Raw genomic sequence first — 22,488 nt, 5'->3', positions numbered from 1 at the left:
TCATGGCCGAACTTGCAACCATCGCCCGTCCGTACGCAGAAGCGCTGTTTGGCGTGGCCGAAGCTGGTGACATCGCCGCCTGGTCCACCCTCGTGCAGGAGCTGGCACAGGTTGCGCGTCTGCCCGAAGTGCTGTCGATCGCCTCGAGCCCGAAAGTAAGCCGCGCCCAGGTCAGCGAACTGCTGCTGGCCGCGGTCAAGTCGCCGCTCAAGGACAACGCGCAAGCGAAGAATCTGGTGCAAATGCTGGTCGATAACCATCGCCTGCAACTGCTGCCGGAAATCGCTGTGCAGTTCGAAGAGTTGAAAAACGCCCGCGAAGGGGCGGCCGATGTGCTGATCGTCAGCGCATTCCCGCTCGAAGGCGCGCAGTTGAACGAACTCGTCGCAAGTCTCGAACGCAAGTTCCAACGCAAGCTGAAGCCGACGGTCGAAGTCGACTCGTCGTTGATCGGCGGCGTTCGCGTGACGGTCGGCGACGAAGTGCTCGATGCCTCGGTCCGCGCGCGGCTTGCCAGCATGCAGACGGCTCTGACGGCCTGAAGCGCGATACGCGCTGAAGCGGCTGGCACGCAACAGAATTGACTATCAGGAGCGAATAATGCAACTCAATCCCTCTGAGATCAGTGAGCTGATCAAGAGCCGGATCCAGGGCCTTGAAGCGAACGCAGACGTTCGCAACCAAGGCACCGTGATCTCCGTGACCGACGGTATCGTGCGTATTCACGGCCTGTCGGAAGTGATGCAGGGCGAAATGCTCGAATTCCCGGGCAACACCTTCGGTCTCGCACTGAACCTCGAGCGCGACTCGGTCGGCGCCGTGATTCTGGGTGAGTACGAACACATTTCGGAAGGCGACATCGTCAAGACGACGGGCCGCATTCTCGAAGTGCCGGTGGGTCCGGAACTGCTCGGCCGTGTGGTCGACGCACTCGGCAACCCGATCGACGGCAAGGGTCCGATCAACGCAAAGAAGACCGATGCAATCGAAAAGATTGCTCCGGGCGTGATCTGGCGTAAGTCGGTTTCGGAGCCGGTTCAAACCGGTCTGAAGTCGATCGACGCGATGGTGCCGGTTGGTCGTGGCCAGCGTGAGCTGATCATCGGCGACCGCCAGTGCGGCAAGACCGCAGTCGCAGTCGACGCGATCATCAACCAGAAGGGCAAGAACCTCTTCTGTATCTACGTCGCGATCGGCCAGAAGGCGTCGTCGATCATGAACGTGGTCCGCAAGCTGGAAGAAACCGGCGCGCTGGAATACACGATCGTCGTGGCCGCTTCGGCTTCGGAATCGGCAGCGATGCAATACCTCGCGCCGTACGCCGGCTGCTCGATGGGCGAATACTTCCGCGACCGCGGTCAAGACGCGCTGATCGTTTATGACGATTTGACCAAGCAAGCTTGGGCATACCGTCAGATCTCGCTGCTGCTGCGCCGCCCGCCGGGCCGCGAAGCTTACCCGGGTGACGTGTTCTATCTGCACTCGCGTTTGCTCGAACGTGCTGCTCGCGTCTCGGAAGAGTACGTCGAGAAGTTCACGAACGGCGAAGTGAAGGGCAAGAGCGGTTCGCTGACGGCATTGCCGGTTATCGAAACGCAAGCAGGCGACGTGACCGCATTCGTTCCGACGAACGTGATCTCGATTACCGACGGCCAGATCTTCCTGGAAACCGACCTTTTCAACGCAGGTATCCGCCCGGCAATTAACGCCGGCGTGTCGGTGTCGCGCGTTGGCGGTGCGGCTCAGACGAAGATCGTGAAGAAGCTGTCGGGCGGTATCCGTACCGACTTGGCGCAGTATCGTGAACTGGCAGCATTCGCGCAGTTCGCATCGGACCTCGACGAAGCAACCCGTAAGCAGCTGGAACGCGGCCGCCGCGTGACGGAACTGCTGAAGCAGCCGCAATATCAGCCGCTGCAAGTGTGGGAGCTGGGTGTTTCGCTGTTCGCCGCGAACAACGGTTACCTCGACGATCTGGAAGTCTCGCAAGTCCTGCCGTTCGAAAAGGGCCTGCGCGAACACCTGAAAGCGAGCCACGCTGACCTGGTCAAGCGCATCGAAGATACCAAGGAACTCTCGAAGGACGACGAAGGCCTGCTGCACACGGCCGTCAAAGACTTCAAGAAGTCCGGCGCTTATTGATCCGCGAGTGATCCGCAAGGCATAAACGGACATTGAAGCGGCGCGGGCCGCAGGCAACTGAACCCGCGCTGCTTCGATCAAGGAGCAAGCAATGGCTGGAATGAAGGAAATTCGCGGCAAGATCAAGAGCGTGCAAAACACGCGCAAGATCACGAAAGCGATGGAGATGGTGGCCGCATCGAAGATGCGCCGCGCTCAGGAGCGCATGCGCGCTGCTCGCCCGTATGCCGACAAGGTCCGCGATATCGCTGCGCACATGAGCCGTGCGAACCCGGAGTATCGTCACCCGTTCATGGTGTCGAATGAAGGTGCGAAGACGGCTGGCTTCATCCTCGTGACGACCGACAAGGGTCTGTGCGGCGGCATGAACACCAACGTGCTGCGTGCGTCGCTGCAGAAGTTCAAGGAACTGGAAGGCCAGGGCAAGACGGTCGAGACAACTGCGATCGGCACCAAAGGTCTGGGTTTCCTGAACCGCTTGCGCGCCAAAGTGGTGTCGAACGTCGTGCATCTGGGCGATACGCCGCATCTGGAAAAGCTGATCGGCGCGGTCAAGGTGCAACTCGACCTGTACTCGGAAGGCAAGATTTCGGCGGTGTACCTGGCGTACACGCGCTTCGTCAACACGATGAAGCAGGAGCCGGTGATCGAGCAACTGCTGCCGCTGTCGGCAGAACAGTTCGAGCGCACGGAAGATGACGGCACGACGCCGAGCACGCAGTGGGACTACATCTACGAGCCGGATGCGCAAGCAGTGGTGGACGAACTGCTGGTGCGTTATGTCGAAGCGCTGGTCTATCAGGCCGTCGCGGAAAACATGGCATCGGAGCAGTCGGCACGGATGGTCGCGATGAAGGCCGCTTCGGACAATGCGAAGACGGTCATCAACGAACTGCAACTTGTGTATAACAAGAGCCGTCAGGCCGCGATCACGAAAGAACTGTCGGAAATCGTCGGTGGCGCGGCGGCAGTCTGACCGTGACGGTCAGGCAAGCCGCTTCGTGTGCGCCCTTCGCGGCGCACCCCACCTTGGCGGTCCCATCGAAATTGCGCCTTTGCGCGAGTGAAGAATTGAGTATCTAAAGGAAAAGCGATGAGTACTACTGCTTTGGTAGAAGGCAAGATCGTACAGTGCATCGGCGCGGTGATCGACGTGGAATTCCCGCGTTCGGACATGCCGAAGATTTACGACGCGCTCATTCTCGAAGGTTCGGAACTGACCCTCGAAGTCCAGCAACAGCTGGGCGACGGCGTTGTCCGTACCATCTGTCTGGGTGCTTCGGACGGCCTGCGTCGTGGCACGGTCGTGAAAAACACGGGTAAGCCGATCAGCGTGCCGGTCGGCAAGCCGACTCTGGGCCGGATCATGGACGTGCTGGGTCGCCCGATCGACGAAGCCGGCCCGATCAACTCGGACGTGGTTCGCGGCATTCACCAGAAGGCTCCGGCGTTCGACGAACTGTCGCCGTCGACGGAACTGCTCGAAACCGGCATCAAGGTTATCGACCTGATCTGCCCGTTCGCTAAGGGCGGTAAGGTTGGCCTGTTCGGTGGCGCCGGTGTGGGCAAGACCGTGAACATGATGGAACTGATCAACAACATCGCCAAGGAACACGGTGGTTACTCCGTGTTCGCCGGTGTTGGCGAGCGTACCCGCGAAGGGAACGACTTCTATCACGAAATGAAGGACTCGAACGTTCTCGACAAGGTCGCGCTGGTGTACGGCCAGATGAACGAGCCGCCGGGCAACCGTCTGCGCGTTGCGCTGACCGGCCTGACGATGGCTGAGCACTTCCGTGACGAAGGCCTCGACGTGCTGTTCTTCGTCGACAACATCTACCGTTTCACGCTGGCAGGCACGGAAGTGTCGGCACTGCTCGGCCGTATGCCGTCGGCAGTGGGCTATCAGCCGACGCTGGCTGAAGAAATGGGCAAGCTGCAAGAGCGTATTACGTCGACCAAGACTGGCTCGATCACGTCGGTTCAGGCCGTGTACGTCCCTGCGGATGACTTGACCGACCCGTCGCCGGCTACGACTTTCGGCCACCTGGACGCAACCGTCGTGTTGTCGCGTGACATCGCTTCGCTGGGTATCTACCCGGCAGTCGACCCGCTCGATTCGACCTCGCGTCAGATCGACCCGAACGTGATCGGTGAAGAGCACTACTCGATCACGCGCGGCGTGCAGCAAACGCTGCAGCGCTACAAGGAATTGCGCGACATTATCGCGATTCTGGGTATGGACGAACTGGCGCCGGAAGACAAGCTCGCCGTTGCGCGCGCTCGTAAGATCCAGCGTTTCCTGTCGCAGCCGTTCCACGTCGCTGAAGTGTTCACGGGTTCGCCGGGCAAGTACGTGCCGCTGAAAGAAACGATCCGTGGCTTCAAGATGATCGTTGAAGGCGAGTGCGACCACCTGCCGGAACAAGCGTTCTACATGGTCGGCACGATCGACGAAGCCTTCGAAAAGGCCAAGAAGATCCAGTAAAGGTCGGGTTTAACGAAGCGAGGCGCGGGAGTCCGCGCTGATTGGATGCCTTGGCGGCATCCAATCGCAAATCCGGCGCCTCTTACTACGCTCAACCCAGCCTTGCATGGGACGAGGGCCAGCGCTAAAGCGCTTACTTTCGTCCACAGGAGTCGACACTTATGGCAACCATTAAAGTAGACGTCGTCAGCGCGGAAGAGCAGATCTTCTCGGGCCAGGCGAAGTTCGTCGCGCTGCCGGGCGAAGCAGGTGAACTCGGCATTCTGCCGGGCCACACGCCGCTCATTACGCGGATTCGTCCGGGTGCGGTGCGCATCGAAGCTGAAAACGGCGAAGAAGAGTTTGTGTTCGTCGCTGGCGGCATCCTCGAAATCCAGCCGGGCGCTGTGACGGTTCTCGCCGACACCGCAATCCGAGGCAAGGATCTCGACGAAGCCAAAGCTGAAGATGCACGCAAGCGTGCAGAAGAAGCGCTGCAAAACACGGGTTCGAACCTCGAATACGCAACCGCGCAAGCGGAACTGGCGTACGCGACGGCTCAGCTCGCTGCAATCCAGCGTCTGCGCAAGCTGCGCGGTCAGAACTAGGCAGTACGTATTAGAGAAAAAGCAGCCTTAGTGGCTGCTTTTTTTTGATCTCAAGTTGACGTTTACGGAAAGGTAAGCACAATCGAGGGTCAAGAAGAGAGTTGAACTGCGGCGGAACAATGCCCATGCAATGCGCTGCGGGTAAGACTTGATGCCGAAGCAACCTGTGCCGGTGGCACAATCGATTTCAAATTCATTTCAATAGAGCGAGCTTCCGCTCACGGAGACAACACCATGGCAACGCAAGTGTCGGGCGAAGGTGCACTCATTGAGCCGAAAGACGGCCTCTCGTATGTCCGTGGATCGACTGAAATTCCGTTGAGCGAAGCAACCGTTGCGCAATTTCTCCGCGACACCGCCGGGCGCTTCCCCGATCGACCCGCGGTGGTATTTCGTGAGCAGCGCATTCGCTGGACGTGGAAGGAGTTTGCGGACGAGGTGGACGTTCTGGCGTCAGGGCTTCTTGCGCTCGGTATCGTGAAGGGCGACCGCGTCGGCATCTGGTCGCCGAATCGGGTTGAATGGCTGCTTACCCAGTTTGCGACCGCGCGAATCGGGGCCGTCCTCGTCAACATCAATCCGGCCTATCGGCTCGCGGAACTTGAATACGCGTTGAACAAGGTCGGCTGCAAGGCGATTATTGCGGCCGAGCGTTTCAAGACGTCGATGTATCTGGAGATGCTGCAGGAACTCGCGCCCGAACTGGCAGCGCAGCGGCCCGGCGAGCTTCGTGCCGCGAAATTACCCGAGTTGCGCTATGTGATCCGCATGTGTGACACGGAAACGCCCGGCATGCTGAGCTTTTCCGATCTGATTGAGCGGGGCCGCGCGACGCTCGATGTGCCGAAGCTCGACGCTATCGGCGCCACGCTGTCGTGCCACGAGCCGATCAACATCCAGTTCACCAGCGGCACCACGGGCAATCCGAAGGGCGCGACCCTCACTCATAGCAACGTGGTCAACAACGCACGCTACATCGCGATGGCGATGCGGCTGACCGAACAGGACGGCCTGTGCATTCCGGTCCCGCTATATCACTGTTTTGGAATGGTATTGGCGGTGCTGGCTAGCGTGTCGGTCGGCGCGAACATGGTGTTTCCGGGCGAGGGATTCGATCCGGCGGCAACGTTGGCCGCGGTTGCCGAGGAGAAGTGCACGGCCTTGCATGGCGTGCCGACCATGTTCATCGCAGAACTGGATCATCCCGACTTTGCCGCCTACGACTTTTCGCGCCTACGAACCGGCATCATGGCCGGCTCGCCATGCCCGATCGAAACGATGAAAAAGGTTGTCTCGAAGATGCATTTGAGCGAGATCACCATCGCCTACGGGATGACGGAAACCAGCCCGGTCTCGTTCCAGAGTTCAACCACTGATCCACTCGACAAGCGCACCACGACCGTCGGTCGCATCCAGCCGCACCTGGAGGTGAAAATCGTCGATCCGCTTGGCGAAATCGTGCCGGTTGGCGAAACGGGCGAGCTGTGCACGCGAGGCTATTCGGTGATGCGGGGTTATTGGGGCGATGAGGCGAAGACACGCGAAAGCATTGTGGACGGCTGGATGCATACCGGCGATCTCGCGACGCTCGATAACGAGGGCTATTGCAACATTGTTGGCCGCCTGAAGGACATGCTGATTCGAGGCGGGGAGAACATCTACCCACGCGAGATCGAGGAGTTTCTGTTTCGCCACCCGAAGATTCAGAGTGTCCAGGTCTTCGGTGTGCCCGACACGAAGTACGGCGAAGAAGTGTGCGCGTGGGTCGTTTTGCGTTCAGGCGAACAGGCGACAGCCGACGAGATTCAGCAATTCTGCCAAGGCCAGATTGCGCACTACAAGGTGCCGAAGTACATCCGTTTCGTCGACGAATTGCCGATGACAGTGACCGGCAAAGTGCAAAAATTCATCATGCGCGAACAGATGATTAGCGAGTTGAAGCTACGGGAAGACAGGACGGCGTGACTTGGGCGAGACGGTGCCAGGCCGCGAAATCAGGGTGCGCTGGAAAAACCGGGATATAGGAACAAAGCGTAGGGGAGAGCAGGCAGGAAGGTTTCTCGACAACTCTCGTAGAGAAGCCTTCGAGAGCGCTCACGAGCTGTCCAGATCAGACCAACTTCGCAGCACGCAAACGTTTGGCCAGACAAAAAAAAAGCGGGCCTGGAGCCCGCTAAAAACCACACGCTACGGGGTTAGCGCGAGGAGACCAAAGTTGGAACCGACTGAGACGACGACCCTGCGCCGACTACGGCCCCAGCAGGGATGCCCCTTCACAGGGCTTCGGCATACGCCGACCGGCAAGTGCATCGTATCCGCTCACACCACGCACCCAGCCACATCCGTGTTGAAACCGTTGAGGGCATTGTGGGCGAATTAACCTACGAGCGCGGTAACAAAGTGTTTCAGGTTGTAACGCCCGCCAGATAAGGCGTTGCGGGACTTATTGCCAAACTTTCCGGTTTTAAACGTAATTTTTACCGATGACTGCGCCGCAATTTCATACGAGTGATTGATGCTATTCGCGGTGCATATCGCGGCGTAATTCGTTCAGTCGATTCCGCATGAAATGGTTGCACGTACACCTTCTTTCGGACTCGAGCCCCGTGTTACAGAAGTTTTGACTGGCTCTGAAATGTTGCTTTCCGGCACAAGAACGGCATGTTGCCCTGCAGCATCGAGTCCGTACATTTCCGCGAAAAAAAAGGGGGCCCGTCTAGAAATCATTTTTTGCCTGGCACGATTCCGTATTTGCCTAATACCGCCGGGCTGGTTACATGATTTGAGTAATCGAGTAAGTTGTTCCGAATGCACGAAACCACCCACTTTCGGTCGATAGGAAGCGGCTGCAGGTGGCGCCGCGGTCGCTATTTGAGCCACTTATCCGAGATTGCCTGATACTCCCCGGTCGCGCGGGCGAGGTGCAACCACTGGTCCACGTACTGCTGGAACACCACGTCGCCGCGCGGCAGCAGCCATGCCTTCTCGCCATACTGGAATGGTTTGTCCGGGTGAACTGAGCAAAGGCCCGGATTCAATTTTTGCTGAAGCAGGGTTTCCGACGCGTCTGTCACCATGACGTCCGCTTTTCCGGCGAGGATCTGTTTGAAGATCGTCACATTGTCCGGATAGACCGTCAGGGTCGCGTGCGGAAAGTACTGTTTGGCAAAACGCTCGTTAGTGCCGCCCGGATTGACGATCACACGAGTGGCAGGCTGGTCGATCTGCGCTACCGTCTGGTATTTGTTCACGTCGTCGCATCGGGTAATTGGCGTCTTGCCGTCGACCATATAAGCCTGCGTGAAGAACGCACGCTTCTGCCGCTCCAACGTGGGCGACACGCCGCCCATGCCGATATCGCATTTGTCGACGAAGTCGTTCATCAGATTCGACCACGACGTCTTGATGTACTCCACCTTGACGCCAAGTGATTTCGCCAGCGACTCCGTCATGTCGATATCGATGCCTTCAAACTGGCCGTCCGCCTTATAGAACGAATAAGGTTTGTAGTCGCCGGTCGTGCAGGCGCGCAGCGTACCGCGGGCGAGAATTTCGTCGAGCCTCGAAGGCGCACCGGCGGCGGTCTGCGCGCTGGCCACGCCGGTGTGCATCAGGATTCCGGCGAGCGCGCCGAGCAGTGCGAGGGCTGCCTTGTTCATCGAGTCTCCTTGTTGGTGTGTCATTGTCCGGTAAGGCCGTCGGATCATAGCCCAGCAATTCCCGCTTGAACATTGGCCGTTCAGCCAGGTGCCGTTGCGCCGGATCGGCCCCGTCGGCGGGCTCGAAAGCTTGACGCAGGCCGTGCGGGCAACAGTTATTGCCCGCATCAGGCGCAATGGCGCGAGCCGGGTCCGGTAAAATGCCCCTTTGCCCTGAGTCGTACGCAACGTGGCCCATAAACTCCTGAACGACACTTTTCTGCGCGCGCTGCTGCGCCAGCCGACCGACTACACGCCGATCTGGCTGATGCGCCAAGCCGGCCGCTATCTGCCGGAATACAACGCCACGCGAGGTCGCGCGGGCAGCTTCATGGGCCTGGCGACGAACCCGTCGTTCGCAGCGGAAGTCACGTTGCAACCGCTCGAGCGCTATCCGCTCGACGCCGCAATTCTGTTCTCCGACATCCTGACGGTGCCCGACGCCATGGGACTCGGCCTCGAGTTCGTCGCTGGCGAAGGTCCCAAGTTCGCGCGCCCCGTGCGCACGGAAGACGACGTCGCGCGGCTCGCGGTACCTGACATCGACGCCACGCTGCGCTATGTCACCGACGCCGTACGCGAAATCCGCACTGCGCTCACCGATGCGCAAGGCCGTCAGCGCGTGCCGTTAATCGGCTTTTCGGGTAGCCCATGGACGTTGGCGTGCTATATGGTCGAAGGCGGCGGTTCGCCGGACCACCGTACCGTCAAGTCGATGCTTTATGCGCGTCCGGACCTGATGCATCGCATTCTCGAGATCAACGCGCGCTCGGTCGCGGCCTATCTGAACGCACAGATCGAAGCCGGCGCGCAAGCCGTGATGATTTTCGACACGTGGGGCGGGGCGCTCGCAGACGGCATCTATCAACGCTTTTCGCTGCACTACATTCAGCAGGTGGTCAGCCAGTTGAAGCGCGAGCACGACGGCGAAAAAGTGCCGGTCATCACCTTCACGAAGGGTGGCGGTCTGTGGCTCGATGAGATCGCCGAGATCGGCGTGGATGCCGTCGGCCTCGACTGGACGGTCAATCTGCGTAACGCGCGCGAACGCGTGGGCAGCAAAGTGGCGCTCCAGGGCAATATCGACCCGTCGGTATTGTTTGCGCCGCCGGCCGCGATCCGCATGGAAGCACGCGCGGTGCTCGATAGTTTCGGCAATCATCCGGGCCACGTATTCAACCTCGGCCATGGCATTTCACAGTTCACGCCGCCCGAGAATGTCGCCGAACTCGTCGACGAAGTGCATCGTCACAGCCGGGCGATTCGCAGCGGTTCACATGCACCAGCGTGATGCCGTAATCGTTACCACTTTTGCTGCATTGCGGCGAAGTGGGCTCTCGGCCTAAGGCGAAGTTTGTACGGAAGGGGCCGTCAGATGGGGGTCTCGCGATTGTCAAGACTTGACTTATGCACATTTGTCACGCTGCGGCGCGGTAGAAGCTTTCGTCGTGTCCTGACCCTTGCACAGTGCGGGCGCATTTGATCTAAGCCTTGTCTGGCAAGGGTTTCCGGGCAACGGAGCGAAATGTTCGGAACCCCACAGAACGCCGCTACGGCGCGGTTTCCGGCTCTTCCGACCGAAGTTCTCAACAAAGTTATCCACAGGCTGGCGGACGTTTGCAATTGTTCAGCGGAATCCAAAACTTAGCGCCGAAATTGAAGTGTTACTTTAACTTCGCGCGCTTCATCTTCGATTCAATTCGCATATCCGCGCCGCCGCCGCGACTTCGCGCCACGTTCATCCCTCTTTTAAGCCCCGCCGCGTGAGCGCCGTCTTTGTCCGTGTCGCGCTGGACCATCCGTTGCCGACCCTGTTCGACTACCGTTGCGACACGTCCATACTCGCCGTGCCGGGCATGCTGGTCAGCGTGCCGTTCGGCAAGCGGCACGTGGTGGGACTCGTATGCGAAGTGACCGCTCACAGCGACGTGCCGGCTGACCGGCTGCGATCGGTGAGCGATTTGTGCACGGCCTGTCCGCCGGTGTCGGCAGAATGGTTGAAATTGACCGCATTTGCCGCGGACTATTACCAGCGCGGTCTTGGCGAAGTGGCGTTGCCTGCTTTGCCGCAGGCGTTACGCGACGCCTCGCGCTGGTCGCGCCTGTTCGCGCCTGAAGAGCGCTACAGCTTGACGCCCCAAGGACGGATCGCATTGCCCGACGCATTACCTGCGCGGGCGAGTGCGTTGAGGAAGCTCGCGCAGGCATTGGCCGAATCAGACTTCCTGCTCGCCGCCGACGCCCGCGCGCTTCACCCTAAAGCGCTGGCGAGCCTTGCCGCGTGGCAGGACGAAGGCTGGGTCGCACTGGACGTGATCGAAGCCGCCGCCGTAGTCGGCTCGCCGGCGAGCCAGAACTTGCCGGCGCCGCCGGTCCTCCCCACGCTCACCGACGAGCAGGCAGCCGCTGTCGAAGCGATTCGCGACGCGGACGGCTTCGCTCCGTTCCTGCTGCATGGCGTGACGGGTAGCGGCAAGACAGAAGTCTATCTGCGCGCGCTCGCCGAAATTCTGGCCGAGCGGCCCGACGCACAGGCGCTCGTGCTGGTACCCGAAATCAATCTGACGCCGCAATTCGAAGCGGCCTTCCGTGCGCGCTTCGCCGCGCTGGACGGCACCGCCATCGTCACGTTGCACAGCGGTCTCGCAGAAGGCGAGCGTGCCCGCAACTGGTTCGCCGCGCATACCGGCCGCGCCCGCATCGTACTCGGCACGCGGCTCGCGGTGCTGGCGTCGCTACCCAAGCTCGCGATCATCGTCGTCGATGAGGAACACGATCCGGCCTACAAGCAGCAGGAAGGCTTGCGCTATTCGGCACGCGATCTGGCCATTTACCGCGCCAAGCAACTCGGCTTGCCGGTCGTGCTCGGCTCGGCGACGCCGTCGCTGGAAAGTTGGTGGCAGGCCGACCAGGGGCGCTACAAGCGGCTCACGTTGTCGCGTCGCGCCGTTGCCGACGCCGTGCTGCCCACGGTGAGGCTGATCGATCTGGAGGAAGAGCGTCGACGCGGCCGCGCATCGGTGGAGGGCTTGTCGGGGCCGCTGATTGCTGCGCTTAAGTTGCGCGTCGAGCGCGGCGAGCAAAGCCTGATCTTCCTGAACCGCCGTGGCTACGCGCCGCAACTGGCCTGCGATGCCTGCGGCTGGGTCGCCGGTTGTCCGCGCTGTTCGGCCTATGTCGTTCTGCATAAGCCCGAGCGCGCGCTGCGTTGCCACCATTGCGGCTGGGAAGCCCGCATTCCGCGCTCGTGCCCGGAGTGCGGCAACGTCGATATCGAGCCAATGGGACGCGGCACGCAACGGGTCGAAGAAACGCTGGCGAGCGCCGTACCCGGCGCGCGGGTGCTGCGTATCGATGCCGATAGCACGCGCCGCAAAGGCAGCGCACAGGCGCTGTTTTCCGATGTCCACGCCGGCGAGATCGACATCCTCGTTGGTACACAGATGATCGCGAAGGGGCACGACTTCCAGCGCGTATCGCTGGTCGGGGTGCTGAATGCCGACACCGCGCTGTTTTCCCACGACTTTCGCGCCAGCGAGCGCCTCTTCGCGCAGTTAATGCAAGTGAGCGGTCGTGCGGGTCGCTCGGGTTTGCCGGGCGAGGTGCTGGTGCAGACGCGCTATCCGCGCCACGCGCTTTATCACGCGCTGGGTCGCCAGGATTATGTCGGCTTTGCCGGTTCGACTTTGGCCGAGCGGCGCGATGCGCATCTGCCGCCGTTCGTCTATCAGGCGTTGCTGCGCGCCGAGGGGCGCACGCTGGAAGCCGCGCTCGCGTTTCTCCAGCAAGCCGCCGCGGAATTGACCGGCATTCCCGCCGCCGAACGCGTCACCGTCTACGATGCCGTGCCGCTGACCATAGTCAAGGTGATGCACGTGCATCGCGCGCAATTGCTGATTGAAAGCGCGTCGCGGGCTGCATTGCAGGCCACACTACGCGCATGGCAACCGTTGCTGCGCGGCCTGAAAGGCGTGCTGCGCTGGAACCTCGAAGTCGATCCACTCGACATCTGACGCCAACCGTCAGCCTTCAGCGGCCTTACTCCTTCCAGTCATATTCATAGAGCGAATGGTCGTTTCGCTTTAACGCGCCGCTCGCCTATATTTCGCCGGATCGGCGCATATTTCAGGCAAAACTCCAACAATCCCGCGCCGATGCACTTAACTTCCTCGGGGCATTGCGATGAGCGATACCAATCAAACTCTGCCGACGGGCGCTGCGCCCACCAACCGGCAGACCGCGCAGGGCGGCGGACTTTTCTCGACTGAAGACTGGTGGGCCGTGTGGGTCGGCCTGCTGGTGATCGTGATCGCATGGGCGCTGTTCGCGTCGGGCAGCAGTATCAAGTGGCTCGCGGTCGCGCCGGCTAAATGGACAAGCGTTGGCCAGGCTGCTCAGGACCTCGGCAAGCATCTGCCGAATTACGTCGCACTATTCGTCGTGTTCGCGCTGTTGTTCGGCGTGAGCCTCGCGGCGCTGAAACAGCGGGTCGGCGCTTTCCTCGCGTCGTTCCTGGTTCTGTTCATTGCGTCGGCGCTGATTTTCACGGTCGGCGCGTGGGTCAATGCATCGAAGTACAACCTGGAGCCGCCGCTGGTCGCGCTCGCGCTTGGCTTGCTGGTGTCGAATGTGTTCACGCTGCCCGAATGGTTTTCGGCGGGCTTGCGTGTCGAGTTTTATATCAAGGTCGGCATTGTGCTGCTTGGCGCAACGCTGCCGTTCACGCTGCTCGTGTGGGCGGGTCCGGTGGCGGTCGTGCAAGCGAGTATCGTGTCGCTCGTGACCTTCTTCGTGATTTTCTTTACCGCCAAAGCGTTCGGGCTCGATCGACGTTTTGCCGCCGTGCTCGGCGTCGGCGGGGCAGTCTGCGGTGTCTCGGCGGCGATTGCGATTGCGGGTGCGGTGCGCGCCAAACGTGAACAGGCTTCGGTGGCGATCACGCTGGTCGTGCTGTGGGCGATCGTGATGATCTTCGTGTTGCCGTTCGCGTCGCGTTCACTGGGACTGTCAACCGCAGTGGCGGGCGCATGGATCGGCACCTCCGAGTTCGCCGACGCCGCCGGCATTGCCGCCGCGCAAGCCTACGGCGATTTCGCGAAACATGCGGGCAGTGCAATCGCCGGCGCTCCGGAAGCGTCGCTGCAGGCCTTCACGCTGATGAAGGTGGTCGGCCGCGATATCTGGATCGGCATCTGGGCCTTCGTGCTGGCCATTGTCGCGACGACGCGCTGGGAATCGCAGGATAGCGGTGTGAAAGCAAAGCCGAACGCGGGTGAAATCTGGGCGCGCTTTCCGAAGTTCGTCATCGGGTTCGTGATTGCGTCCGCGCTGGTGACGTGGATCGCGAGTCACTATTCGCTGGCCGATTACCGCAAGATCGTCACGCCCGAATTCGTTGCGCCGATTACCGCGCTGCGTACGTGGGCGTTCACTTTCTGCTTCCTGAGCATCGGTTTGACCACCCGGCTGCGCTCGCTCACGGCGACCGGTCTGAAGCCATTCCTCGCCTTCACGGCGGGGGTGGTGGTCAATATCGCCATCGGCTACGCGCTGTCCGCGCACGTGTTCGCACCGTACTGGAATAGCTTGGGGCAGGGCTCGTGACGGATCTTGCCGTCCGGGTGGCCAGCACCGCGGACGCACGCGACGAAGCGTGCGCGCCGCGTTGCGCAAGCTGCCGGTATCGCGCCGACGATCGGCATTCACTGGAGCAAAGCATTCCGGGCCTCACGGTGTTCAGTTCTGGATTCGGCGCGAGCGTCGCGGAGAGCCGCCTGTGTCGTCTGCATGACCAGCTCGTCTCTCCCGACGATTCATGCGCGCAGTTCTCGCCGCCCGGCTTCGCTGCTGTTTCGCATTGACGCGCCGGTCCGATGCGCGGCCGAGGTGGAATCGGATCGCGCACGGTCTTATCGGTAAACGTCTTCGACGAAGAACTCGCGTTGGCGTCGCCAGGTCAATCAGCGATCAGGCTCGCACACAACCTGCTAGCGAGCGCCTCGCACGCTGAATCAATCAATCGTTCAACGCCGCCCGCCTATCGCCCGCCGATGCACGGGACGCCGCGCGCGCGTGTCCATCGGCGATTGCGCGCCGGTCAGACCGACCCGTTGCGCCGCGAATGAACAGCACGGCGCAAGCCGCGCACATCGCCCAGATGCCCGCTACCACCAGCCACTTTTCCATTTCAATCGTCCTCAAAAACCCCGTATCGTTTTTTTGCGTGCCGTGAGGCCGCTTACCGCTATGGCTCTATAACGGCGCGTCCGACGGTTTGATAAGGGTGAAATGCAAAAAGAATCGGCCCAGGGAAAACACTGATCCCACAGGGCGTCCCCATGTCTGGCGCCATCGGCTGAAAAGCCTTGTTGGGTAAGGCTTCTAGCAGGGTGCAACCACGCGTTTTTGGCGGTTGCACCTTTTTATTGAGAAGCGTACGATTCGCCCAACTTTTAGTCTTTCGCCAGGCATTCGTCTGGTCTCCGAAGAAGGAAACATGGCTAGCACCACCCTTGGCGTCAAGGTCGACGACCTCCTGCGCACGCGGCTCAAAGATGCCGCCACCCGTCTCGAACGCACCCCGCACTGGCTGATCAAGCAGGCGATCTTTGCCTACCTCGAAAAAATCGAGCATGGGCAATTGCCGCCTGAACTGTCGGGGGCGACGGGTTCGGCCGATCTGGCCGACGGCGCCGCGGTCGAAAACGAAGAAGACGGGGCGTCGCACCCGTTCCTCGATTTCGCACAGAACGTGCAACCGCAGTCGGTGCTGCGCGCGGCGATTACGGCGGCTTACCGCCGCCCCGAGCCCGAGTGCCTGCCGTTCCTGCTCGGCCAGGCGCGTTTGCCCGCGAACCTTGCTGGCGACGTTCAGGCGATGGCCGGCAAGCTGGTCGAAACGCTGCGCTCGAAGAGCAAGGGCGGCGGCGTCGAGGGGTTGATCCACGAATTCTCGCTGTCGAGTCAGGAAGGCGTCGCGCTGATGTGCCTCGCCGAAGCGCTGCTGCGCATTCCCGATCGCGCCACCCGCGACGCGCTGATCCGCGACAAGATCAGCAAGGGCGACTGGAAATCGCACATGGGCCAGGCGCCGTCGATGTTCGTCAACGCCGCGACCTGGGGCTTGATGATCACCGGCAAGTTGATCACGACCAATAGCGAGACGAGCCTGTCGTCGGCGCTCACGCGGCTGATCGGCAAGGGCGGCGAACCGCTGATCCGCAAGGGCGTGGACATGGCGATGCGCCTGATGGGCGAGCAGTTCGTCACCGGCGAAAACATTTCCGAGGCGCTGGCCAACAGCCGCAAATACGAAGCGCGTGGTTTCCGCTACTCGTACGACATGCTCGGCGAAGCGGCGACCACCGAAGCCGACGCGCTGCGCTACTACGCGTCGTACGAACAGGCGATTCACGCGATCGGCAAGGCCGCCGGCGGCCGTGGTATCTACGAAGGCCCCGGCATTTCGATCAAGCTCTCCGCGCTGCACGCCCGCTACTCGCGCTCGCAACAGGAACGCACGATGAGCGAACTGCTGCCGCGCGTGCGCTCGCTCGCGATCCTCGCGCGCCGCTACGACATCGGCCTGAATATCGACGCCGAAGAAGCCGACCGCCTCGAAATCTCGCTCGATCTGCTCGAAGCGCTGTGTTTCGATCCGGAGCTGGCGGGCTGGAATGGCATCGGTTTCGTCGTGCAGGCGTATCAGAAGCGTTGCCCGTTCGTGATCGAGTACATCATCGATCTCGCGCGCCGCAGCCGTCACCGGATCATGGTTCGTCTCGTGAAGGGCGCGTACTGGGATACCGAAATCAAGCGCGCACAAGTGGACGGCCTCGAAGGCTATCCGGTCTACACGCGCAAGATTTATACGGACGTGTCGTATGTTGCCTGCGCGAAAAAGCTGCTCGGCGCGCCGGACGCGGTTTATCCACAGTTCGCCACGCACAACGCGCACACGCTGTCGGCGATCTATCACCTTGCGGGCAACAACTACTATCCTGGCCAGTACGAGTTCCAGTGCCTGCACGGCATGGGTGAGCCGTTGTACGAAGAAGTCACCGGCCGCGACAAGCTGAACCGCCCGTGCCGCGTATACGCGCCGGTCGGCACGCACGAAACGCTGCTCGCGTATCTCGTGCGCCGTCTGCTTGAGAACGGCGCAAACACGTCGTTCGTGAACCGCATCGCCGATGAAAGCGTCGCGATCAAAGACCTGATCGCCGATCCGGTCGACGAAGCGTCGAAGATCGTCCCGCTCGGCGCGCCTCACGCGAAGATTCCGCTGCCACGCAATCTGTTTGGCGGCGAGCGTCTCAATTCGATGGGGCTGGATCTGTCGAACGAGCATCGGCTCGCGTCGCTGTCGTCGGCGTTGCTGGCTAGCGCGCATCATCCGTGGCGTGCCGCGCCAATGCTTGAGGACAACGAGATCGCCGTCGGCACCGCGCGCGATGTACGCAATCCTGCCGATCATCGCGACCTCGTCGGCACGGTGGTCGAAGCGACGCCGGAACACGTGAGCGCCGCGCTCGCGCATGCGGTGGCCGCCGCGCCGATCTGGCAAGCGACACCGGTCGACGCGCGCGCTGATTGCCTCGCCCGTGCCGCCGACCTGCTCGAAGCGCAGATGCACACGCTGATGGGTCTGGTGGTGCGTGAGGCCGGTAAATCGCTGGCGAACGCGGTCGCGGAAATCCGTGAAGCAATCGACTTCCTGCGCTATTACTCGACGCAGATCCGCGCAGAGTTTTCGAACGACACCCATCGCCCGCTCGGTCCGGTGGTGTGTATCAGCCCGTGGAATTTCCCACTGGCAATTTTCATGGGCCAGGTGGCCGCCGCGCTTGCAGCCGGCAACACCGTGCTCGCGAAGCCCGCTGAACAGACCCCGCTGATCGCCGCGCAAGCTGTGCGCATTCTGCGCGAAGCCGGCGTGCCGGCGGGCGCCGTGCAACTGCTGCCGGGCAATGGCGAAACGGTCGGCGCTGCATTGGTCGCCGATCCGCGCACCCGTGCGGTGATGTTCACCGGCTCAACCGAAGTCGCGCGCCTGATCAACAAGACGCTGTCGAACCGGCTCGACCCGGACGGCAAGCCGATTCCGCTGATCGCCGAAACGGGCGGCCAGAACGCGATGATCGTCGATTCGTCGGCGCTGGCCGAACAGGTGGTCGCGGACGTGCTGCAATCGTCGTTCGACTCCGCCGGTCAACGGTGTTCCGCGCTGCGCGTTCTTTGTCTACAGGACGACGTCGCGGACCGCACGCTCGAAATGCTGACCGGCGCGATGCGCGAACTGGCGGTGGGCAATCCGGATCGTCTGTCGATCGACGTTGGCCCGGTGATCGACCTCGACGCCAAACGTGGCATCGACGCGCACGTCGCGGCGATGCGCGACAAGGGCCGCAAGGTCGAGCAACTGCCGATGCCGGAAGGTTGCGCACAAGGCACCTTCGTTCCGCCGACGCTGATCGAACTCGACAGCATCGACGAACTGAAGCGTGAGGTGTTTGGCCCGGTGCTGCACGTGGTGCGTTATCGCCGTAGCCAGCTCGACAAGCTGCTCGAACAGATTCGCTCGACCGGTTACGGGCTGACGCTCGGCATTCACACGCGAATCGACGAAACGATCGCTCACGTGATCAGCCGTGCGCACGTCGGCAACATTTATGTGAACCGCAACGTGATCGGCGCAGTGGTGGGTGTGCAGCCGTTCGGCGGCGAAGGCCTGTCGGGCACGGGGCCGAAAGCGGGTGGCGCGTTGTATCTGCAGCGTCTGCTGGCCACGCGTCCGGCCGGTTTGCCGAAATCGCTGGCCGAGACGCTGGTCGCAGAACCCCCGCGTTCTGCCGAAAACGGCGACAATCCGACCGCCGCGCTGACCGCGCTGCGCGACTGGTTGATCTCCGAGCGTCAGCCCGAGCTGGCTGCGCGTTGCGACGGTTATCTGTCGCATGTGCCGGCGGGCGCGACGGCGGTGTTGTCGGGGCCGACCGGCGAGCGCAACACGTACACGCTGGGCGCACGCGGCACGGTGCTGTGCATTGCGTCGACGGCTAGCGGCGCGCGTGTGCAGTTCGCCGCCGCGTTGGCTACGGGAAATCGTGCGCTGTTCGAAGGCGCAGCCGGTGAACAATTGGTGGCGCAGTTGCCCGCGTCGCTGAAGTCGCATGCGAGCGTGAAGAAGAGCGCTGACACGCCATTCGACGCGGTGCTGTTCGAAGGCGATAGCGACGAACTGCTCGCGCTGGTGAAGGAAGTCGCGAAGCGTTCGGGACCGATCGTCTCGGTGCAGGGCGTGGCGGCACGCGCGCTGGAAAGCGGCGATGAAGACTACGCACTCGAGCGTCTGCTGACGGAACGCTCGGTCAGCGTGAATACGGCAGCAGCCGGCGGTAATGCGAATTTGATGACGATCGGCTGAGCGAACCTCTCTGATCACTCAATTAAAACGGAAGCGGTACGGCGACCCCGATACCGCTCCACACTCACCTGGTACCAAGGAGAAGCTATGCAACACAAGATGACAAAGCTGGCAGGCGCGGCGCTGGTTGCTGCGATGTCGGTTGCGGGGACGGCACACGCTCAATCGACCGAAGACGTGAAGGTGGGTTTCGCCGGTCCGATGACGGGCGCGCAGGCTCACTACGGCAAAGACTTCCAGAACGGCATCACGCTGGCTGTGGAAGACATGAACGCGACCAATCCGGTGATCGGCGGCAAGAAGGTTCACTTCGTGCTGGATGCAGCCGACGACCAGGCTGACCCGCGCACCGGCACGACCGTCGCGCAGAAGCTGGTGGACGACGGCATCAAGGGCATGCTCGGCCACTTCAACTCGGGCACCACGATCCCGGCTTCGCGCATCTACGCGAACGCGGGCATTCCGCAGATCGCGATGGCAACCGCGCCGGAATACACGCAGCAAGGCTTCAAGACCACGTTCCGGATGATGACGTCCGACACGCAGCAAGGTTCGGTCGCCGGCACGTTCGCGGTGAAGACGCTGGGCATGAAGAAGATCGTGATCGTCGACGACCGCACGGCTTACGGCCAGGGTCTGGCGGATCAGTTCGAAAAAGCAGCGAAGGCAGCGGGCGGCACGATCGTCGATCGTGAATACACGAACGACAAGGCTGTCGACTTCAAGTCGATCCTGACGAAGCTGAAGTCGAACAACCCGGATCTGATCTATTACGGCGGCGCGGATTCGCAAGCGGCGCCGATGGCCAAGCAGATGAAGCAACTGGGCATCAAGGCTCCGTTGATGGGCGGCGAAATGGTTCACACGCCGACCTTCATCAAGCTCGCGGGCGACGCGGCGAATGGCACGGTGGCATCGCTGGCTGGCTTGCCGCTGGAAGAAATGCCGGGCGGCAAGGAATACGTCGCGAAGTACAAGAAGCGTTTCAACGAGGACGTGCAAACGTACTCGCCGTACGCGTACGACGGCGCAATGGCGATGTTCACCGCAATGAAGACCGCGAACTCGACCGATCCGGCGAAGTATCTGCCGGTGCTGGCGAAGACGTCGATGCCGGCTGTGACGTCGTCGAACCTCGCGTATGACGCGCGCGGTGATCTGAAGAACGGCGGTATCACGCTGTATAAGGTCGTCGACGGTAAGTGGACGACGCTGCAGAGCGTGGGCGGCAAGTAAGCCGTTCTCGTTGCTATCGTTGCTATCGCTGCATGGGTTGAATACAAAACCCCGCTTCGGCGGGGTTTTTTCATGGGGCAGCGCTTGCTTACTCTCCGCGCAACTTGCGGCCCTGCTCACGAATCTGCTCAAGCGTCGCGCCGGGCGTACTCGCGTCCTGCGGCATCCGTATCTCGATCAACGCTGGGCGTTTCGCATCCATCGCGCGTTGCAATGCGGGTAGAAAATCTTCGGTTCGCTCGACCGTTTCGCCATGCGCGCCGAAAGACCGGGCGAACGCCGCGAAGTCCGGATTCGTGGTTTGGGTGCCATAGACACGGTTCGGATAGTGCCGCTCCTGATGCATCCGGATGGTCCCGAACTGACTGTTGTTCACGACGATAAACAGCACGTGAAGGTCGTATTGCATCGCCGTCGAGAGTTCCTGCGCGGCCATCATGAAACAGCCATCACCGGCGAGCGCAACGACCGCGCGCTGCGGATACAGCGACTTGGCTGCAATCGCCGCGGGCACGCCGTATCCCATCGCACCACTCGTCGGCGCGAGTTGCGAGCGATAGTGCCGATACGAAAAATGCCGATGCAGCCACGTCGCGTAGTTGCCCGCACCGTTCGTCAGAATCGCATCGTCAGGCAGATGCGCACGCAATTGCTGGATCACTTCGCCCATCTGCACGTCGCCGGGAATCGGGCGCGGCTTGCGCCATTCCAGATAGGCGCGATGTGCGTCGTCGGCAGCACCGGTCCACGCGGGTTTATCGGATGAAGGCTTCAGCGCCGCGAGCAACGCCGCCATCTCGGGCATGCCGGACACGATCGGCAGATCGGCGGAGTAGACGCGCCCCAACTCGTCGGCGCCCTGATGCACGTGCACTAGGGTCTGCTTTGTTTTCGGCACATCGAGCAGCGTGTAGCCGTTGGTCGTCGCTTCGCCCATGCGCGGGCCGAGTACGAGCAGCAGATCGGCATCGTGGATGCGCTTTCCCAGCGCAGGATTGATGCCGAGACCGACATCGCCCGCGTAGTTCGGATGCTCGTTGTCGAGCGTGTCCTGGAAGCGGAACGCGAGGCCAATGGGCAACTGCCAGTTTTCGACAAAGCGCTGCAGATCCGCGCATGCGGCCGGCGTCCAGCCACTGCCGCCTGCGATCACCATCGGCCGCTGCGCGCTTTCGAGCAAGTCACGAAGCTTGTCGATCTGCGCGCCGGACGGTGATGCGGCCACCCGTTGATAAGCGGGCGCCCCGGCAACGATATCGCATGCATCGCTCAATACATCTTCCGGCAACGACAGCACGACGGGCCCAGGTCGTCCCGATGTCGCCGTGTGAAATGCATGGCTCAGATATTCGGGAATGCGCTTCGGATCGTCGATCTGCGCGACCCACTTCGCCATCTGGCCGAACATGCGTCGATAGTCGATTTCCTGAAACGCCTCGCGGTCCAGATGTTCGCGTGCGCACTGGCCGATCAGCAAAATCATCGGCGTGGAATCCTGAAACGCGGTGTGCACGCCGATCGATGCGTGCGTCGCGCCCGGTCCGCGCGTGACGATCGCGACGCCTGGGCGGCCGGTCAGTTTGCCGACCGCTTCCGCCATGTTCGCGGCGGCGGCTTCATGCCGGCAGACAATCGTCTGGATGCGTTCGGGTTCGTCGTGCAGCGAATCGAGCACGGCGAGAAAGCTTTCGCCGGGGACACAGAAAACCCGTTCGACGCCATGCGTGAGCAAGGCATCGACAACGAGACGCGCGCCGGTGGTTTGGGTGGCGTTGGAATCAGAAACGGGAGCATTCGGCAGCGACATTGCGAAGAAACCTCCTGGCAGTGCGTGAGAGCGATGTGAGATGCCGCATCGTCCATAGGTGAGGCTCGCAGGCGATGGGCGCTTCGACAGCTTACGCTGAGGGT

Annotated in this window: 15 protein-coding genes; 12 read left to right on the top strand and 3 right to left on the bottom strand. The window is 61.6% G+C overall.

Annotated features, from left to right (window positions below; genetic code table 11):
• Positions 1–2 precede the first annotated feature (2 nt).
• The 6 genes from LMG28727_RS17345 (at position 3) to LMG28727_RS17320 (ending at position 7,182) form a co-directional block, all read left to right on the top strand.
• Positions 3–542 (top strand): F0F1 ATP synthase subunit delta, encoded by a 540-nt coding sequence (locus LMG28727_RS17345; protein ID WP_201643536.1) that lies wholly within the window; start codon positions 3–5, stop codon positions 540–542.
• A 58-nt stretch (positions 543–600) separates the two neighbouring features.
• Complete coding sequence (gene atpA, locus LMG28727_RS17340) at positions 601–2,142, top strand: F0F1 ATP synthase subunit alpha (protein WP_201643535.1); 1,542 nt, start codon at positions 601–603, stop codon at positions 2,140–2,142.
• Positions 2,143–2,233: 91 nt separating this feature from the next.
• Positions 2,234–3,118 (top strand): F0F1 ATP synthase subunit gamma, encoded by an 885-nt coding sequence (gene atpG, locus LMG28727_RS17335; protein WP_201643534.1) that lies wholly within the window; start codon positions 2,234–2,236, stop codon positions 3,116–3,118.
• Positions 3,119–3,235: 117 nt separating this feature from the next.
• Positions 3,236–4,630 (top strand): F0F1 ATP synthase subunit beta, encoded by a 1,395-nt coding sequence (atpD, locus tag LMG28727_RS17330; protein ID WP_042327173.1) that lies wholly within the window; start codon positions 3,236–3,238, stop codon positions 4,628–4,630.
• Positions 4,631–4,791: 161 nt separating this feature from the next.
• Positions 4,792–5,217 (top strand): F0F1 ATP synthase subunit epsilon, encoded by a 426-nt coding sequence (locus LMG28727_RS17325; protein WP_012434800.1) that lies wholly within the window; start codon positions 4,792–4,794, stop codon positions 5,215–5,217.
• 234 nt (positions 5,218–5,451) lie between these two features.
• Positions 5,452–7,182, top strand: coding sequence for an AMP-binding protein (locus tag LMG28727_RS17320; protein WP_201643533.1), 1,731 nt, complete (start codon positions 5,452–5,454; stop codon positions 7,180–7,182).
• Positions 7,183–8,084: 902 nt separating this feature from the next.
• On the opposite strand, the gene LMG28727_RS17315 is transcribed toward LMG28727_RS17320, so the two are convergent.
• Positions 8,085–8,876 (bottom strand): transporter substrate-binding domain-containing protein, encoded by a 792-nt coding sequence (locus tag LMG28727_RS17315; RefSeq protein ID WP_201643532.1) that lies wholly within the window; start codon positions 8,874–8,876, stop codon positions 8,085–8,087.
• A gap of 229 nt (positions 8,877–9,105) precedes the next feature.
• Here LMG28727_RS17315 and hemE point away from each other — a divergent pair, with 229 nt between their 5' ends.
• From hemE to LMG28727_RS17295, 4 genes are all read left to right on the top strand, one after another.
• Positions 9,106–10,206 (top strand): uroporphyrinogen decarboxylase, encoded by a 1,101-nt coding sequence (hemE, locus tag LMG28727_RS17310; RefSeq protein ID WP_201643531.1) that lies wholly within the window; start codon positions 9,106–9,108, stop codon positions 10,204–10,206.
• A 472-nt stretch (positions 10,207–10,678) separates the two neighbouring features.
• Complete coding sequence (locus LMG28727_RS17305) at positions 10,679–12,928, top strand: primosomal protein N' (protein WP_201643530.1); 2,250 nt, start codon at positions 10,679–10,681, stop codon at positions 12,926–12,928.
• Between the two features lie 169 nt (positions 12,929–13,097).
• Positions 13,098–14,519: a YeiH family protein gene (locus LMG28727_RS17300; RefSeq protein ID WP_201643529.1), complete on the top strand. Its 1,422-nt coding sequence runs from the start codon at positions 13,098–13,100 to the stop codon at positions 14,517–14,519.
• On the top strand, positions 14,516–14,776 hold the full coding sequence (locus LMG28727_RS17295) for a hypothetical protein (protein ID WP_236592026.1): 261 nt from the start codon (positions 14,516–14,518) through the stop codon (positions 14,774–14,776). The genes LMG28727_RS17300 and LMG28727_RS17295 overlap by 4 nt, the downstream gene beginning before the upstream one ends.
• Positions 14,777–14,930: 154 nt before the next feature.
• Here the strand turns inward: LMG28727_RS17295 and LMG28727_RS17290 are convergent, their stop codons facing one another.
• Positions 14,931–15,101 carry a hypothetical protein gene (locus LMG28727_RS17290; protein WP_201643528.1) on the bottom strand — a complete coding sequence of 57 codons (171 nt, stop codon included), beginning with the start codon at positions 15,099–15,101 and terminating at the stop codon, positions 14,931–14,933.
• 310 nt (positions 15,102–15,411) lie between these two features.
• Here LMG28727_RS17290 and putA point away from each other — a divergent pair, with 310 nt between their 5' ends.
• Both putA and LMG28727_RS17280 read left to right on the top strand, forming a co-directional pair.
• A complete protein-coding gene (putA, locus tag LMG28727_RS17285; RefSeq protein ID WP_201643527.1) occupies positions 15,412–19,341 on the top strand; it encodes a trifunctional transcriptional regulator/proline dehydrogenase/L-glutamate gamma-semialdehyde dehydrogenase in 3,930 nt (1,309 codons plus the stop codon).
• Positions 19,342–19,428: 87 nt separating this feature from the next.
• Complete coding sequence (locus LMG28727_RS17280; protein ID WP_201643526.1) at positions 19,429–20,577, top strand: branched-chain amino acid ABC transporter substrate-binding protein; 1,149 nt, start codon at positions 19,429–19,431, stop codon at positions 20,575–20,577.
• A gap of 88 nt (positions 20,578–20,665) precedes the next feature.
• Here LMG28727_RS17280 and LMG28727_RS17275 read toward each other — a convergent pair whose 3' ends face one another.
• Positions 20,666–22,384, bottom strand: a complete 1,719-nt coding sequence (locus LMG28727_RS17275; protein WP_201643525.1) for a thiamine pyrophosphate-binding protein — start codon at positions 22,382–22,384, stop codon at positions 20,666–20,668.
• Positions 22,385–22,488: the final 104 nt, after the last annotated feature.

This window comes from Paraburkholderia metrosideri (assembly GCF_904848625.1).
GTDB classification, from domain to species: domain Bacteria; phylum Pseudomonadota; class Gammaproteobacteria; order Burkholderiales; family Burkholderiaceae; genus Paraburkholderia; species Paraburkholderia metrosideri.
Note: the sequence above shows the minus strand (reverse complement) of the source record. Positions and strands in the feature narration are given on the sequence as shown.

Excerpts from the sequence above, each read along its gene's own strand:
- putA (WP_201643527.1), top strand. The coding sequence starts at position 15,412 with ATGGCTAGCACCACCCTTGGCGTCAAGGTCGACGACCTCCTGCGCACG.
- LMG28727_RS17300 (WP_201643529.1), top strand. The coding sequence starts at position 13,098 with ATGAGCGATACCAATCAAACTCTGCCGACGGGCGCTGCGCCCACCAAC.
- atpA (WP_201643535.1), top strand. The coding sequence starts at position 601 with ATGCAACTCAATCCCTCTGAGATCAGTGAGCTGATCAAGAGCCGGATC.
- atpD (WP_042327173.1), top strand. The coding sequence starts at position 3,236 with ATGAGTACTACTGCTTTGGTAGAAGGCAAGATCGTACAGTGCATCGGC.
- LMG28727_RS17315 (WP_201643532.1), bottom strand. The coding sequence starts at position 8,876 with ATGAACAAGGCAGCCCTCGCACTGCTCGGCGCGCTCGCCGGAATCCTG.
- LMG28727_RS17320 (WP_201643533.1), top strand. The coding sequence starts at position 5,452 with ATGGCAACGCAAGTGTCGGGCGAAGGTGCACTCATTGAGCCGAAAGAC.
- atpG (WP_201643534.1), top strand. The coding sequence starts at position 2,234 with ATGGCTGGAATGAAGGAAATTCGCGGCAAGATCAAGAGCGTGCAAAAC.
- LMG28727_RS17345 (WP_201643536.1), top strand. The coding sequence starts at position 3 with ATGGCCGAACTTGCAACCATCGCCCGTCCGTACGCAGAAGCGCTGTTT.
- LMG28727_RS17280 (WP_201643526.1), top strand. The coding sequence starts at position 19,429 with ATGCAACACAAGATGACAAAGCTGGCAGGCGCGGCGCTGGTTGCTGCG.
- LMG28727_RS17275 (WP_201643525.1), bottom strand. The coding sequence starts at position 22,384 with ATGTCGCTGCCGAATGCTCCCGTTTCTGATTCCAACGCCACCCAAACC.
- LMG28727_RS17325 (WP_012434800.1), top strand. The coding sequence starts at position 4,792 with ATGGCAACCATTAAAGTAGACGTCGTCAGCGCGGAAGAGCAGATCTTC.
- LMG28727_RS17290 (WP_201643528.1), bottom strand. The coding sequence starts at position 15,101 with ATGGAAAAGTGGCTGGTGGTAGCGGGCATCTGGGCGATGTGCGCGGCT.